This is a genomic window from Micromonospora sp. NPDC005220, from assembly GCF_040607895.1.
Classification (GTDB): Bacteria; Actinomycetota; Actinomycetes; order Mycobacteriales; family Micromonosporaceae; genus Micromonospora.
This window is the reverse complement of record NZ_JBEXHP010000045.1, coordinates 31,706-45,874: the sequence shown is the minus strand read 5'-3', so window position 1 is coordinate 45,874 and position 14,169 is coordinate 31,706. Positions and strand designations below refer to the sequence as shown.

Genomic DNA, 14,169 nt, shown 5'->3' with positions numbered 1-14,169 from the left:
TCCCGGTCCCGGACCCCGCCCCCCCGCCCCCCCCCGGGGGTCTAGCCACCCCCCGGGGGGGGTCGCCGCTCCCGCCCCCCGACCCGGCGTGGCGACCGCCGAGGCACGGGTCGGTCCGGGTGACTACCGTGTAGGGCGGACACGTCGGAGGGACGGCAATGGCACGAGCGCAGAGCACGGACGTCGAACGGTCGCTCGGACGGCGGATGCGGGGCGCGGCCGGCCTGGCCGCGCTGGCCGGCCTGGCCTGGGTGGCCCGGGATGTACCGGCGGCGCTGGGTGGCCGACTGACCGGGGCACGGGCCGAACGGGCGGCCCGCTCGCCCCAGTTCCGCGAGGGCACCTTCCACAACCGTGCGGGCACCCGCACCATGATCGCCGAGCCGGGGCGCAACCTGGTCCGCGAGCTGATCTTCGGCAAGCAGAAGCGGCGTCCCACCGCGCCCGTGCCGCTGCTGCGTCCCAGCGCCGGCACGCCGGACGCCGCCGACAGCGCCGATGAGCTCAACATCGTCTGGTACGGCCACGCCTCGACGCTGATCGAGATCGAGGGCCGGCGGGTGCTGCTCGACCCGGTGTGGAGCGACAGGTGCTCGCCCTCGGATCTGGTCGGCCCGCGCCGGCTGCACGAGCCACCGGTGGGCATCGACGAGCTGCCTCCGCTGGACGCCATCCTGATCTCGCACGACCACTACGACCACCTCGACATGGCCACCGTGCGGGCGCTGCTCGCCGGGCAGTCCGCGCCGTTCCTGGTGCCGCTCGGTGTCGGCGCGCACCTGGACCGCTGGGGCGTACCCGCGGAGCGGATCATCGAGCTGGACTGGTCCGAGTCGCACCAGGTCGCCGGCTTGGAGATCACCGCCACCGCCGCCCAACACTTCTCCGGGCGCGGGCTGCGCCGCGACGGCACGCTCTGGAGCTCGTGGGTGGTGGCCGGCGCGCGCCGCAAGGTCTTCTACACCGGCGACTCCGGCTACTTCGACGGGTACGCCGAGATCGGCGCCGAGCACGGGCCGTTCGACGTCACGCTGATGCAGATCGGCGCGTACGACCGGGCCTGGCCGACGATCCACATGTTCCCGGAGGAGGCGGTGAGCGCCCACCTCGACCTGCGCGGCGGGCTGTTCGTGCCGGTGCACTGGGCGACCTTCAATCTGGCGCTGCACGACTGGTCCGAGCCGGTCGACCGGTTGTGGGCCGAGGCGAAGGCCCGCGACGTGCGACTCGCCGTGCCCCGACCGGGCGAGCGGGTGGTGGTCGACGAGCCGCCCGCCGTCGACGGCTGGTGGCAGGCCATCGCCTGAGCGGTGCCATCGCCTGAGCGGTGGGCGTCAGAGCACGAACGCGTCGGTCCAGAGCGCGCCGGATCGGCCGGAGAGCGCGTCCAGCATGGCCACCGCCTGACCGTCGGTGAGCTGCGCGACGAAGTCCACGATGGCCCGGCCCCGGGCGCGACCGATCCGGTCCGGGGTACGCGGGTGCAGCTCCGCCTCGGCCAACTCGACCAGGTCGTGCAGCCGGCGGGGCAGCCGGGACTCCTCCTGCGGGTCGAGCAGCCACTCCCAGAGCGCCTCGACCAGGGTGCCCAGCAGCCGGGCCTGGCCGCGCTGGTGCAGGGCGAGATCCGGGCGGGCCAGCACGAACCGGTGGTGGACGAACTTGAGCACCTGCACCTCGTGCCACTGCGCGCAGCCCAGCAGCACGTACCCGGAGCGCACCGACGGCTGGTCGGTGACCGTGATCGCCTCGACGAAGCGGGTGGACCAGCGGGCGGAGAACCGCGCCACGTACTGCTCGGCCTCGATCGAGCCGTCGAACGGCATCGCCAGCAGTCCGTCCACCAACTCCTCACGGACGTGCTCCACGGCGGCGGCGAACGCGTCGTCGTCGGCGATCCAGGCGTCCTTGCGGTGCAGTTGCCGGCGGAGCCGCTCGATCGCCGCCCCGGGTCGCCGGGCCGCGATGGCCAGCGCCGCGTCGGTGATCGCCCGGAGTTGCCCGCTCTCGCGCTGCCAGGCCATCAACTCCGCGGAGACCGAACCCTGCTGGAGCACACCGACGCGGTAGAAGTCCTCCACGTCGTGGATGGCGTACGCGATGTCGTCGGCGGTGTCCATCACGGACGCCTCCACGGTCTGCTGCCAGTCCGGGACGCGGCCGGCGAACGGCTCCCGGGCCTGCCGCAGGTCGTCCAGCTCGGTCCGGTACGCGCCGAACTTCGACGAGCCGCTGTCCGGGTCGTCCGGCGGCGGGGTGGCGCCACGCGGCGGGGGATCCATCGTGCGGGGGTGCGGGTCGGGGTAGTCCAGCCGTGTCCACGGGTACTTCAGCATCGCCGCGCGGACCGCGGCGGTCAGGTCCAACCCGGTGGTGGCCGCGCCCCGGATCTCGGTGCTGGTGACGATCCGGTACGACTGGGCGTTGCCCTCGAAACCGTCGGCGAGGCCGAGACGCTGGCGGGCCAGCCGGTCCAGCACCCGCTCCCCCAGGTGCCCGAACGGCGGGTGGCCGAGGTCGTGCGCGAGCGCGGCGGCCTCCACCACATCGGGGTCGCAGCCACCGAGCTTGTCCAGCAGGTCACGCGACCGCTCGTCGGCGGTCAACCGCTCGGCGACCGCCCGAGCCACCTGGGCGACCTTCAGGCTGTGGGTGAGCCGGTTGTGCACCAGCAGCCCGGAGCCAACCGGGCTGATGACCTGGGTGACACCGCCGAGGCGGGCGAAGAACGGCGAACCGACGATCCGGTCCCGGTCGGCGCGGAACGGGTTGGCCGTGAGGTCGCCGAGGGCCCGGGCGCTGCCGCCGAAAAGCCGCCGGGCGCGCGGCTCCGCAGCAGATTCCATGATCGCCACGCTAGCGCAGGCCCGACGGGACGTCCGCCGGTCACCCCCGGTCGGGCGCGGCCGACCAGCCCCTGGCCAGAAGCGGACGGTCAGCTCTGGCCGGACGCGGCCGATCACGCCCCGTCGATCAGCCCCGGCCGGGCGCGGCGACAGCGCACCGGCCCGCCGGGCAGAATGCAGGCGGTACCCACTCCCGAAGGCGGATCGAGATCGTGACCCAGTCTGTTCATCAGCGGATCGCCGACGAGCTCGGCGTGGCCGAGCGTCAGGTGCGGGCGGCCGTGGAGCTGCTCGACGGCGGCGCCACCGTGCCGTTCATCGCCCGCTACCGCAAGGAGGCCACCGGCCTGCTCGACGACACCCAGCTGCGCACCCTGGAGGAGCGGCTGCGCTACCTGCGCGAGCTGGACGAGCGGCGGGCCGCGGTGCTGGAGTCGATCCGTGGCCAGGGCAAGTTGGACGAGGCCCTGGAAGCCCAGATCATGGCCGCCGACTCGAAGTCCCGGCTGGAGGACATCTACCTCCCGTACAAGCCGAAGCGACGGACCCGGGCGCAGATCGCCCGCGAGGCCGGGTTGGCGCCGTTGGCCGAGACGCTGCTGGCCGACCCGAGTCAGGACCCACGCGCCACCGCCGCCGGGTTCGTCGATGAGGAGAAGGGCGTCGCCGACGCCGCCGCCGCGCTGGAGGGCGCGCGGGCGATCCTCATCGAGACCTTCGCCGAGGACGCCGACCTGATCGGCACGCTGCGCGAGCAGATGTGGTCGCGGGGCCGGCTGGTTTCCCGGGTACGCGAGGGTCAGGAGGCGGCCGGCGCCAAGTTCGCCGACTACTTCGACTTCTCCGAGCCGTACCCGAAGCTGCCCTCGCACCGGATCCTGGCGATGTTCCGGGGCGAGAAGGAGGGCGTGCTCGACCTGACCATGGAGCCGGAGGAGGCGGGCGAGGCGGACGCCGTACCGACCGGCCCGACCCGGTACGAGGCGGCCATCGCCGGCCGGTTCGGGGTGTCCGGCGCGGGCCGACCGGCCGACCGCTGGCTGACCGACACGGTCCGCTGGGCCTGGCGTACCCGGATCCTCATCCACCTCGGCGCGGACCTGCGGATGCGGCTGTGGCAGGCGGCCGAGGAGGAGGCCGTACGGGTCTTCGCCACCAACCTGCGCGACCTGCTGCTCGCCGCGCCGGCCGGCACCCGACCCACCATGGGCCTCGACCCGGGCCTGCGCACCGGTGTCAAGGTGGCAGTGGTGGATGCCACCGGCAAGGTGGTCGCCACCGACACCATCTACCCGCACGAGCCGCGCCGGCAGTGGGACGCGTCGATCGAGACCCTCGCACGGCTGGCCGGGGCGCACGGGGTGGAGCTGATCGCGATCGGCAACGGCACCGCCTCCCGGGAGACCGACAAGCTCGCCGGGGAGCTGATCGCCCGCCACCCGCAGCTCAACCTGACCAAGGTGATGGTCTCCGAGGCCGGCGCGTCGGTCTACTCCGCCTCCGCGTACGCCTCGCAGGAGCTGCCCGGGATGGACGTGTCGCTGCGCGGCGCGGTCTCCATCGCCCGCCGCCTCCAGGACCCGCTCGCCGAGCTGGTGAAGATCGACCCGCGCTCGATCGGCGTCGGCCAGTACCAGCACGACCTGTCCGAGGTGAAGCTGTCCCGGTCGCTGGACGCCGTGGTGGAGGACTGCGTGAACGCGGTCGGGGTGGACGTGAACACCGCGTCCGCGCCGCTGCTGACCCGGGTCTCCGGGATCGGCGCGGGCCTGGCCGAGAACATCGTGCTGCACCGGGACGCCAACGGGCCGTTCCGGTCGCGCAGCGAGTTGAAGAAGGTGGCCCGGCTCGGGCCGAAGGCGTTCGAGCAGTGCGCCGGCTTCCTGCGCATCCCGGACGGCGACGACCCGCTGGACTCCTCCAGCGTGCACCCCGAGGCGTACCCGGTGGTGCGCCGGATCCTCTCCACCACCGGGCAGGACCTGCGCTCGGTGATCGGCAAGAGCGCGATCCTGCGCGGGCTGCGGGCCACCGACTTCGTCGACGACCGGTTCGGCCTCCCCACCGTCACCGACATCCTCGCCGAGTTGGAGAAGCCGGGCCGGGATCCCCGTCCGGAGTTCCGCACCGCCACGTTCGTCGAGGGCGTGGAGAAGATCAGCGACCTGACTCCGGGCATGGTGCTGGAGGGCGTGGTCACCAACGTGGCCGCATTCGGCGCGTTCGTCGACGTCGGGGTGCACCAGGACGGCCTGGTGCACGTCTCGGCGATGTCCCGGACCTTCGTGAAGGACCCCCGCGAGGTGGTGAAGTCCGGCGACGTGGTCAAGGTCCGGGTGCTCGACGTGGACGTACCCCGCAAGCGGATCTCACTGACCCTGCGCCTGGACGACGAGCCCCCCGCCGGCGGTGGTGGCAGCCGGACCGGTCAGGAAGGTCGGGGCCCGGCGCAGCGCACGCCGCAGGGCGGTCGGGGCGGCGGCCAGGGCGGTCGCGAAGGCCAGGCCGGTCGCGGCGGCCAGCAGAGCGGTCGTGGCGAGCCGGGCGGTCGCGGCGGCCAAGGCGGTCGCGGCGGCGGGCAAGACAGTCGTGGCGGCCAGGGCGGTCGTGGCGGCGGGCAGGGTGGTCGCGGCGGGCAGCAGCGGCAGGGCGCACCGGCGCCGGCCAACGACGCGATGGCGGAAGCCCTGCGCCGCGCCGGACTGGCCTGACCCGCTCAGCACGTCAACCCCGCGCCGCCCCGTCGATCATGGAGTTGTGGTGGGTGACAAACCGCCCGCATAACGCCAAGCCAGGCACCACAACTCCATGATCGACAAATCCAAGGCGGGGGGACATTTGATCGCGGGCGGCTGGGTTCGGGGGGATGATCTCGCGGTGAGGATGCACGCCGATCAGGTGGACGTGAGCGTGGACGTGGTTTCCGCGCTGGTGGCCGAGCAGTTTCCGCGGTGGCGGGGCCGCCGGTCCGGTCGCCGCGATCGCCCGGCGCACCCTGCGGGCCGTACTCGACTGAACCCCGTCGCGTACCGTCGGCGTCGTGAGTGAGCCGGACGGCCGGACGTGGCGGGAGCAGCAGCAGCAGGCGGTGCGGGCGCACGCCGACGCAGACGCGCGGCGGCGGGCCGCCGAGCAGGCCGAGGCGGCGAAGCTGGTGGCCTGGTTCGTGGCCGAGGCGACCCGGCGAGGGCTGCGCACCACCCGGCTGGTCGCCCGGGGTTACGACGGGCGCAGGCGCTACCGGACCAGGCTGACCGGATGGTACGTCGACCGGGCCGAGACCCGGGCGGTGGACGTGGCCGGCCGGTTCCACCTGCTGACCGTGCCGGGCGGTCTGCGGGCCCGGCTGTTCGGCGCCGACCCGGAGCCCAGCCCGGCGCCGTTGGTGGTCGGGGCCGGTGGCCGCGACGGCGAGTCGATCCCGTTGCGGACGCTGCTCACCCGGTTACTGGACGACGGGACCAGCGAGCCAGACCCCACCACCAGACCTGCTGCACCATGAGGGTGAGCAGTCCGGCCAGGACGATCGCACTCAGGTTGATCACCAGTTGGAGTGCCGAGCCCCCCGCTTCGTCCCACACTCCGTAGGCGGCGGCCACCGCCACGTTCGCCGCGGCCGGGACCGTGGTCACCGAGATCAGCACCCCGACGAGGCTGCCCGATTTCTTCGACGTCAACGAGAGCATTCCGGCCACGCCGGCGAGTAGACCGACCACCCAGGACAGCGCGTCCGGCCGCCAGATGAAGTCGGTGAGCGGGCGTTCGGCGAGCAGCATCTCCCGACTGACCAGACCGGCGGCGGTCAGGGCCCAGGTGCTCAGCACGGTCGCCACCATGGCCGCCAGGAAGCCGACCACGAGAGCCTGCACCGAGCGGCCGATCACCCCGAGCCGGCGGCGCAGCAACGCCACGCACAGCGCGGCGAGGGGGCCGAACTCCGGACCGACGACCATCGCCCCGACGATGAGAATCGGCTGGTCCAGCAGCACCCCGATGCCGGCGATCATGGTGGCCACCACGATCAGTACGAGGTATGTGCCGGACAGTTCCGTCTGCTCGCCGGTCTTCGCGGCGATCTCGTCCCAGACCACCGCGTCCGCGCCACTGCCCGGTGCCCGGTCCGCCGCCCGGTCGGCCGCCGCGGAGATGGTCAGCTCGATGTCCTCGGCCGCGATGCCGCCGCTGGAGTCCACGCCGATCCGCCGCAACTCCCGCAGCACCCGGTCGGCGCTCTCCCGCACCACGTCGCAGAGGATGAGATCACCCTGCGGTTGCCGGGCGGCACCCGGCAGCACGGCGAGGTGAGTCACCCCCGCCTCTGCGGAGAGCAGGTCGACGACCTCAGTCGATCTGTTCTCCGGGGTGATCACCCTCAGGTGCAGCACGCGCCATCCCCTCGCCGGTCCGGCCGGTGCTTCCCTCGCCCGACCGGCCGTCGCGACTCTACAGCTCGCCCCGTCGTGACCGGGAGCTGCACAAGGCCGAGGTCACAACGTGCGCCTCGGCCTTGTCGGAGACTGCTGCACCGGGGTCAGCGCCGTGGGTGGCTCTCCATCGCCTCGCACAGTGCCCGCTCGACCCGTTCGGCACCGGCGGCAAGGGAGAAGACCCGGTCGTAGTGCGCCCGACCGGCCTGACCGAGCAGCTCAAGCTTCTCCCGGCCCAGGTCGCGGAGTTCCCGCAGGGCATCGGCGATCGAGTCGGGGTCACCCGGTCGCGCGGTGATGCCCGCCCCGCTGTCCCGTGCGACGGCGGCGGCGTCCCCCTCCGCGGCGACCAGCAGGGCCCGCCCGGCGGCGAGGGTGGCCTGCACCTTGCTCGGCATGGTGTACGCCGACATGCCGCCGGGTCGCAGGCTCACGTAGTGCGCGTCGCCGGTGGCCATCAGCGCGGGCATCCGCTCCCGGGGCACCCGCCCGAGGAAACGCACGTGTGTCGCGTTCGCCTCCTCGGCCCTGCGTCGTAGTCGCTCCTCGGTGGTGCCGGAACCGGCGATCAGGCAGACCAACCGCGGGTCGCGGAACCGGACGCAGGCGTCGATCAGCGAGTCGAGCCCCTGCGCCTCGCCGAGCGTGCCGGCGTACACCAGCACCACCTGGTCGTCGCGGAGCCCTAGCTCCGCGCGGAGATCCGCGACCCCCGCACGCGGTGTCTCGTCGGCCCACACCGGAATGTGGACGAGCTTCTCCCGGGGCACGCCTCGGCTGGCGAGCAGGTCGGCGGCGCCGGGCGAGACGTACCCGATCCGGCCGGCGCTGCGGTACATCCCCCCGCACCAGCCGGCCATTCCCCGCTCGATCACCCGCGACACCCGGTCGGTGCCGAGGAAACCGCTGGCAAACGCGCTGTCGGGCCACATGTCGAGGACGTGCAGCAGCACCGGCACTTGCTGCACGTACCGGGTGAACCACATGGGCAGGGCGACACTGATCGGTGAGTTCCCGACCCAGAGGGCGTCCAGGCCGCGCAACGCCGATGTGCCGGAGATCAGCGCCGAGGCGGCGAAGGAGCCGTAGTTCGCCATCCGGCGCAGCGCGGAGCGGTCATGGCTGGGGTAGAGCGCCACTCGGCGGATCCGGATCGTGCCGTCGACCTCGTCGAGGCGGCGGGTCACCCGGTAGCCGGGCGCCAACTCGCCGGTCGGATAGTTGGGGAAGCCGGTGAGAACCTGGATCTCGTGTCCGCGCCGGGCGAGGGCCCGGGCGAGCATCCCGGGCAGCGCGGCGGCACCCGGCTCCGGGTCGTACCACTGAGTGAGCAGGCCGATCCGCATCCGCCTCACCTCGCCGCTGAGCCGGCGACGGGGCGGGCGGACCGTTCACCGTCGGCCTGCCACAGGGTGGTCAGCGACTCACCGAGGTCGTACGCGGGCGCCCAGCCGAGCACCCGGTTCGCGCGTTCGATGTCGGCGCACATCCAGGGCACCGCTGCCGAGCGGCTGGCGTCCGGCGCGAAGCTGCCATCCCGGATGTCACCGGTGAAGCCGGACACCTCGGCCAGCAGTTGGACGACGTCGCGGGTCGCCACCGCCTTTCCGCTGCCCACGTTGAAGACCCGAGCCTGCCCCGGCCGGCAGCGCGCGGCGGCGAGGACCGCCGTGGCGACGTCCCGCACGTCGACGAAGTCCCGGTACGTGTCGTGCAGTCCCACGGCGATCTCCCCTGTTCCGGTGGCGACCGCCGACCTCACCATCGCGGTCACCCGAGTGAGCACGTTGCCCGGCGGCATTCCCGGCCCGACCGGGTTGAAGATCCGCAACACCACCGTGTCGAGTCGGCCGGCCCCACCCGCCAGCTCCGCCAACCGGGTGGCGGCCAGGTGGCTGAGCCCGTACTCGCTGACGGGTGTGCCCGGGTACTCCTCGTTGACGGCGAGGCCGTGCGGCACGGTGCCGTACTCGGCGGCCGAGCCGATCCGGATCAGGCGGGCCCCGGGGGCGGCGGCGGCCACCGCTTCGATCAGTTTCGCGGTCGCCACGACGTGCGCCTGCACGAAGTCGTACCCGGAGCCGACGATCCGCCCGGCCGCCGTCACCACCACGTCCGGTCGCTCCCGGGCGACCAGCGCGGTCAGGTCACGCAGCTCGATCCGGATCAGGTCACACTCCGCGCGGGTGATCGACCGGACGGTGGTGTGCGCGGCCAGGGCCGTCCGGATGTGCCGGCCGAGGAATCCGCCGGCGCCCAGCAGCAGGACCCGGTTCATCGCCGGTGGGCGGAGTCGTGTCCGGCGGGCACCTGCGCGGGCGGGTTGCCGGTGAACTCGTGCCAGGTGGCCGCGCCCGGCGCGGAGATGCCCTGGCGGTTGAGCACCACCCAGATCGTGGCCAGGACGATTCGCAGGTCCAGCAGGAAGGACCGGCGGTCGACGTACTCGACGTCGTAGGCGAACTTCGCGCCCCAGTCCAGCGCGTTGCGGCCGCGCACCTGGGCCAGCCCGGTGATGCCCGGCCGCACCTCGTGCCGGCGGGCCTGTTCCGGGTTGTAGAGGCTGAGGTAGCGGACGAGGTGCGGGCGGGGACCGACCACGCTCATCTCGCCCCGCAGCACGTTCCAGAACTCCGGCAGCTCGTCGAGGCTGCTGGCCCGCAACCAGCGGCCCACCCGGGTCAGCCGGTCCGCGTCACTGACCAGCCCCCGGTCCGGGTCGGGGTGGCGCATGGTCCGGAACTTGACCACGTCGAACAGTTCACCGTGCAGCCCGGGGCGGGTGTGCCGGAACAGCACCGGACGCCCGTGCGTCACCAGCACGACCAGGGCCACCAGGGCCAGCACGGGCGCGCCGAGGATGAGGACGAGAAGAGCGGCGAGCACGTCGAGGAGCCGCTTCCAGCGATCGTAGGGCCGCCGACTCGTCGTGCCGTCCCGAGGTGTTCCCCGACCGGTCACCGGGCCGGAAGCACCGGCGCGCGTCTGCGTCGCGTGGGAAGCAACTTTTGGCATGGAGTACGCATACCATCTTTTCCAAGCACCAACTCCGACTTTCACAGTAAGGGGTTTCGACGCGTCGACAATGGAAGCCGAACGGCCACTTCGGCAACGCCGAAGTGGCCGTTCGCGTGTGTGTCGACAGGGCGTCCAGCGAACAGCGAACGCGACTCGAATTCCTCTTATCCGAAGAGGTCACTACGACCCTTATGCAAGCGTATGGTCGCGTTCGATGAGAATCCGATTCCCGAGGATGGCCCGTCGGGAAAACAGGCAGGAGAAGATGTGGTTTCCTCGCTTTCGGACCGGCGATTCCTAATCACCGGTGGCACCGGATCATTCGGCCAGACGATGGTCTCCCGACTGCTCGACGCCGGGGCCGCCGAGGTGCGCGTACTCAGCCGTGACGAGTCGAAACAGGACGCGATGCGGCACCGCCTCGGTGACGACCGGGTCCGCTACTACGTCGGTGACGTCCGGGACTACGACAGTGTGCTCAAGGCGGCGCGTGGAATGGAGTTCGTCTTTCACGCCGCAGCTCTCAAGCAGGTCCCCTCGTGCGAGTTCTTCCCGCTGGAGGCCGTCCGCACCAATGTGCTCGGCAGCGCGAACGTGGTGGACGTCTGCGAGCGCGTCGGCGTCGAGGCGCTGGTGCTGCTGAGCACCGACAAGGCCGTCTATCCGGTCAACGCGATGGGCATGACCAAGGCCCTCATGGAGAAGGTCGCCCAGGCCCACTCCCGCAACAATCCCGAAGCCCGTACCCGGGTCTGCTGCGTGCGCTACGGCAACGTCATGTACTCGCGCGGATCGGTGATCCCGCTGTTCATCGATCAGATCCTGCGGGGCGGCCTGCCGACGGTCACCGAGCCGTCGATGACCCGGTTCCTGATGTCCCTGCCGCAGTCGGTCGACCTGGTGGAGCACGCCTTCCGGTACGGCCAGCCGGGTGACGTCTTCATCCGCAAGGCCGACGCCTGCACCATCGGTGATCTGGCCACCGCGCTGTGCAACCTGTTCCGGGTCCCGGCGAAGTTCAACGTGCTCGGCATCCGGCACGGGGAGAAGCTGTACGAGACCCTGGCCAGCCGCGAGGAGCTCGCCCACGTCGAGGATCTCGGCGAGTTCCTCCGGGTGCCGGTGGACAGCCGCGACCTCAACTACTCCCTCTACTTCGAGGAGGGCGACGTCGAGAGCGGCAACATGGCCGACTTCCACTCGCACAACGCCCGACGGCTGTCCGTACCGGAGATCGAGTCGCTGCTGCTGACGCTGCCCGAGGTGCGGGCGCAGGTGGAGGCCGCGGCGGCGGCGGTCGTAACGGCATGAGCACCGGTACCGCCGGCCGGCGACCGGAGCTGGTCCCCCGCCGACGCAGCGGCCCCGGCGAGGAGGAGCCCCGCCCGGCGCGACGGGTCCTCGTCGTCGGCGTCACCGGCATGCTCGGCCACGCGGTGATCCGCGAGCTCAGCGACGACCCGGATCTCGACGTGTACGGCGTGGCCCGGAGCATCGAGGACCGCGCCGGGTGGTACCCGCAGCGCCTGCTGGACCGGATCACGCCGGCCGTCGACGCGACCCGGTTCGGCGAGCTCCGGCAGCTCATCGACGACCTGCGGCCGGACGTCGTGATCAACTGCGTGGGTGTGATCAAGCAACGGCCGGACGTGCAGGACGCGGTGCAGACGGTCACGCTCAACGCCCTCTTTCCCCATCTGCTCGCCGACGCCTGCGGGCAACTCGGCAGCCGCCTGGTCCACGTCAGCACCGACTGCGTCTTCTCCGGCCGGCGGGGCGGCTATGTCGAGGACGACCTGCCGGACCCACCCGACCTGTACGGGCGGTCCAAGCTGCTGGGTGAGGCGAGCGGCGTCGCCGCGCTCACCCTCCGCACCTCGATCATCGGGCATGAGCTGGTCACCAACCGCTCGTTGGTGGACTGGTTCCTCTCCCAGCGGGGGCAGGTGCGTGGCTTCACCCGGGCCATCTACAGCGGCGTGACGACCGTCGAGTTCGCCCGACTGCTCCGTACGGTGATCCTGCCCCGGGCGGAGCTGACCGGGCTCTACCACGTGGCCGCCGAGCCGATCTCCAAGTACGACCTGCTCCGTCTGATCGCCGAGGTGTACGGGTGGCCCGGCGACATCGTGCCGGACGACGAGTTCGCCTGCGACCGGTCGATGAACGCGGACGCCCTCGCCCAGGCCACCGGCTATCGGCCACCGAACTGGCCGGACATGATCAGGGCTATGCACACCGCCAGGGCCCGCTGGGCTGTCGAAACGGCCCAACCGGGCCTACTGGACGCGCCTCGCTGAGGGCGGTCCCCCTGACGACCGCCGGGCATCGCCGGCGGCCGGACCTCGAAGGACATCACGTGGAAAACCGGATGGGCCAACTGGGCCTGCTCGTCGGCGCGACGTGTCTCGTGGTGGTCATCACCATCGCCGCCATCAGCGTCCCGCTGGTCGCGACCGGGTTGGTCGCGCTGGTGCTGCTGCTCGCCTTGGGCCGGCCGTTGGACGGCTGGCGGTGGATGCTGGCCCTGACCATGGGGCTCCTGGTCTGCGCCTCGTCCAATGTGCCGGCGCTGGTCGAGGCCAGCTTCTATGCCCGGTACGCGGCAGTCGCCGGCCTGGTCCTCTGGGGGCTCTGCCTGTCGGTCCGGACGCCGGCCCGCACCGATGTCTGGACCCGCGTGTTCGTCGCCGCGCTCTGGGCGATGGCCGGCCTCGCCACGGTGAGCTTCACCTGGTCGGTGGTTCCGACGGAGACCCTCCAGCGGGGCACCGCGCTACTGCTACTGGCCGCCCTGGTGCACGTCCTCATTCGGCGCCGGTGGCCTGACCGGGCGGTCATGATGGCCGACCTGCGCATGGTCTACCTGGTCCTCACCGCGTCCATCGTGGTCAGCCTCGGCATCGGGTTCGCCGACGGCACGCTCGTCGCGGCGATTTCCAGCGTCACGCGCTTCCAGGGCCTCTACAACAACCCGAACATGCTCGGCATCGTCTGTGCCTTGACGATCCCGTTGGGCTGGGCGGTCTACCGGCAGTCCCGGCGGCACGTCGCGCTGCTCGGCATGGTGCCGGCCGCCGCCAGCCTCCTGCTGTCCCAGTCGCGCACCGCGCTGATCGCGGTGCTCGTCGGCGCGCTCTGGCTGGTGCTGCGCTACGGGCTCGGCCGGATGGTCCGCCTGGCCGCGGGGGTGACCGCCCTGCTGCTGGTGGCACACCTGCTCAACCTGCTGCCCACCATCTTCGCCGCACCCTGGATGCGCCAGTTCGTCCTGCGTTTCACCGACCCCACCGACGGCGACCTGTCCAACGGGCGGGCCCAGATGTGGCAGACGACCATCGACCTGTGGTGGCAGAACCGCCCCACGCTGGGCTTCGGGTACGCGTCGCGCAACCACCTGTTCGAGCTGGCCACCGCCGACGAGTTCTTCGGCACCACCGGCGTCAGCGTGGTGCACAACAGCTACCTGCAACTGCTGCTGGAGTTGGGGCTCGCCGCCGTCGTGCCGCTGGTGCTGCTGCTGGTGGCCGCCGGGCGGGTCGTGCTGCGAACCCCGGTACGCCGGGCCGACGCGGGTCTGGTCTGGCTCGTCGTCACCGGCCTACTGATCCAGCTCACCGAGTCGGCCATGTTCGGCACGGGCCAGACCTACCCGTACGTGTTCTGGGCCGTGGTCGCCGCCGCGCTGCTGCACCTGCCGAAGAAGCGGGAACCCGCCAACCGGGACGCCGCCCGCGCCGACCGGCCCCACGCGGAGGCACGCCAGCGGCGAGCCGGCGTGTTCGACGACGGCGGGCCGCGCCGACCCGACGTCCTGCTGCGCTAGAGCCCGTCGACGGCCGCAACCGGTACGGCCGGCGACGCGCGCCCGGCCGGTG

General features: G+C 72.1%; 11 protein-coding genes. 6 read left to right on the top strand and 5 right to left on the bottom strand.

Annotated elements, in window-relative coordinates:
• Positions 1 to 158 precede the first annotated feature (158 nt).
• Complete coding sequence (locus ABZU52_RS18325) at positions 159 to 1,307, top strand: MBL fold metallo-hydrolase (RefSeq protein ID WP_354972200.1); 1,149 nt, start codon at positions 159 to 161, stop codon at positions 1,305 to 1,307.
• A gap of 27 nt (positions 1,308 to 1,334) precedes the next feature.
• On the opposite strand, the gene dgt is transcribed toward ABZU52_RS18325, so the two are convergent.
• Positions 1,335 to 2,846, bottom strand: coding sequence for a dGTP triphosphohydrolase (gene dgt / locus ABZU52_RS18320; RefSeq protein ID WP_354972199.1), 1,512 nt, complete (start codon positions 2,844 to 2,846; stop codon positions 1,335 to 1,337).
• A gap of 212 nt (positions 2,847 to 3,058) precedes the next feature.
• On the opposite strand from dgt, the gene ABZU52_RS18315 reads away from it, so the two are divergent.
• Positions 3,059 to 5,557 carry a Tex family protein gene (locus ABZU52_RS18315; protein WP_354972198.1) on the top strand — a complete coding sequence of 833 codons (2,499 nt, stop codon included), beginning with the start codon at positions 3,059 to 3,061 and terminating at the stop codon, positions 5,555 to 5,557.
• 329 nt (positions 5,558 to 5,886) lie between these two features.
• Positions 5,887 to 6,348: a hypothetical protein gene (locus tag ABZU52_RS18310; protein WP_354972197.1), complete on the top strand. Its 462-nt coding sequence runs from the start codon at positions 5,887 to 5,889 to the stop codon at positions 6,346 to 6,348.
• Here ABZU52_RS18310 and ABZU52_RS18305 read toward each other — a convergent pair.
• The 4 genes from ABZU52_RS18305 to ABZU52_RS18290 form a co-directional block, all read right to left on the bottom strand.
• Positions 6,284 to 7,231 carry a DUF389 domain-containing protein gene (locus tag ABZU52_RS18305; RefSeq protein ID WP_354972196.1) on the bottom strand — a complete coding sequence of 316 codons (948 nt, stop codon included), beginning with the start codon at positions 7,229 to 7,231 and terminating at the stop codon, positions 6,284 to 6,286. The genes ABZU52_RS18310 and ABZU52_RS18305 overlap by 65 nt on opposite strands.
• A 146-nt stretch (positions 7,232 to 7,377) precedes the next feature.
• Positions 7,378 to 8,619, bottom strand: a complete 1,242-nt coding sequence (locus ABZU52_RS18300) for a glycosyltransferase family 4 protein (protein ID WP_354972195.1) — start codon at positions 8,617 to 8,619, stop codon at positions 7,378 to 7,380.
• 5 nt (positions 8,620 to 8,624) lie between these two features.
• A complete protein-coding gene (locus ABZU52_RS18295; protein WP_354972194.1) occupies positions 8,625 to 9,551 on the bottom strand; it encodes an NAD(P)-dependent oxidoreductase in 927 nt (308 codons plus the stop codon).
• Complete coding sequence (locus ABZU52_RS18290; RefSeq protein ID WP_354972193.1) at positions 9,548 to 10,288, bottom strand: sugar transferase; 741 nt, start codon at positions 10,286 to 10,288, stop codon at positions 9,548 to 9,550. The genes ABZU52_RS18295 and ABZU52_RS18290 overlap by 4 nt, the downstream gene beginning before the upstream one ends.
• Positions 10,289 to 10,558: 270 nt before the next feature.
• Between ABZU52_RS18290 and ABZU52_RS18285 the strand changes: the two genes are divergently transcribed.
• Genes ABZU52_RS18285 through ABZU52_RS18275 form a run of 3 tightly spaced genes read left to right on the top strand, consistent with a single transcriptional unit; the run spans position 10,559 to position 14,117 of the window.
• Entirely contained in the window at positions 10,559 to 11,602 is a 1,044-nt protein-coding gene (locus ABZU52_RS18285; protein ID WP_354972192.1) for a polysaccharide biosynthesis protein, read from the top strand.
• Positions 11,599 to 12,591: an SDR family oxidoreductase gene (locus ABZU52_RS18280; RefSeq protein WP_354972191.1), complete on the top strand. Its 993-nt coding sequence runs from the start codon at positions 11,599 to 11,601 to the stop codon at positions 12,589 to 12,591. The genes ABZU52_RS18285 and ABZU52_RS18280 overlap by 4 nt, the downstream gene beginning before the upstream one ends.
• A 59-nt stretch (positions 12,592 to 12,650) precedes the next feature.
• On the top strand, positions 12,651 to 14,117 hold the full coding sequence (locus tag ABZU52_RS18275) for an O-antigen ligase family protein (protein ID WP_354972190.1): 1,467 nt from the start codon (positions 12,651 to 12,653) through the stop codon (positions 14,115 to 14,117).
• Positions 14,118 to 14,169: the final 52 nt, after the last annotated feature.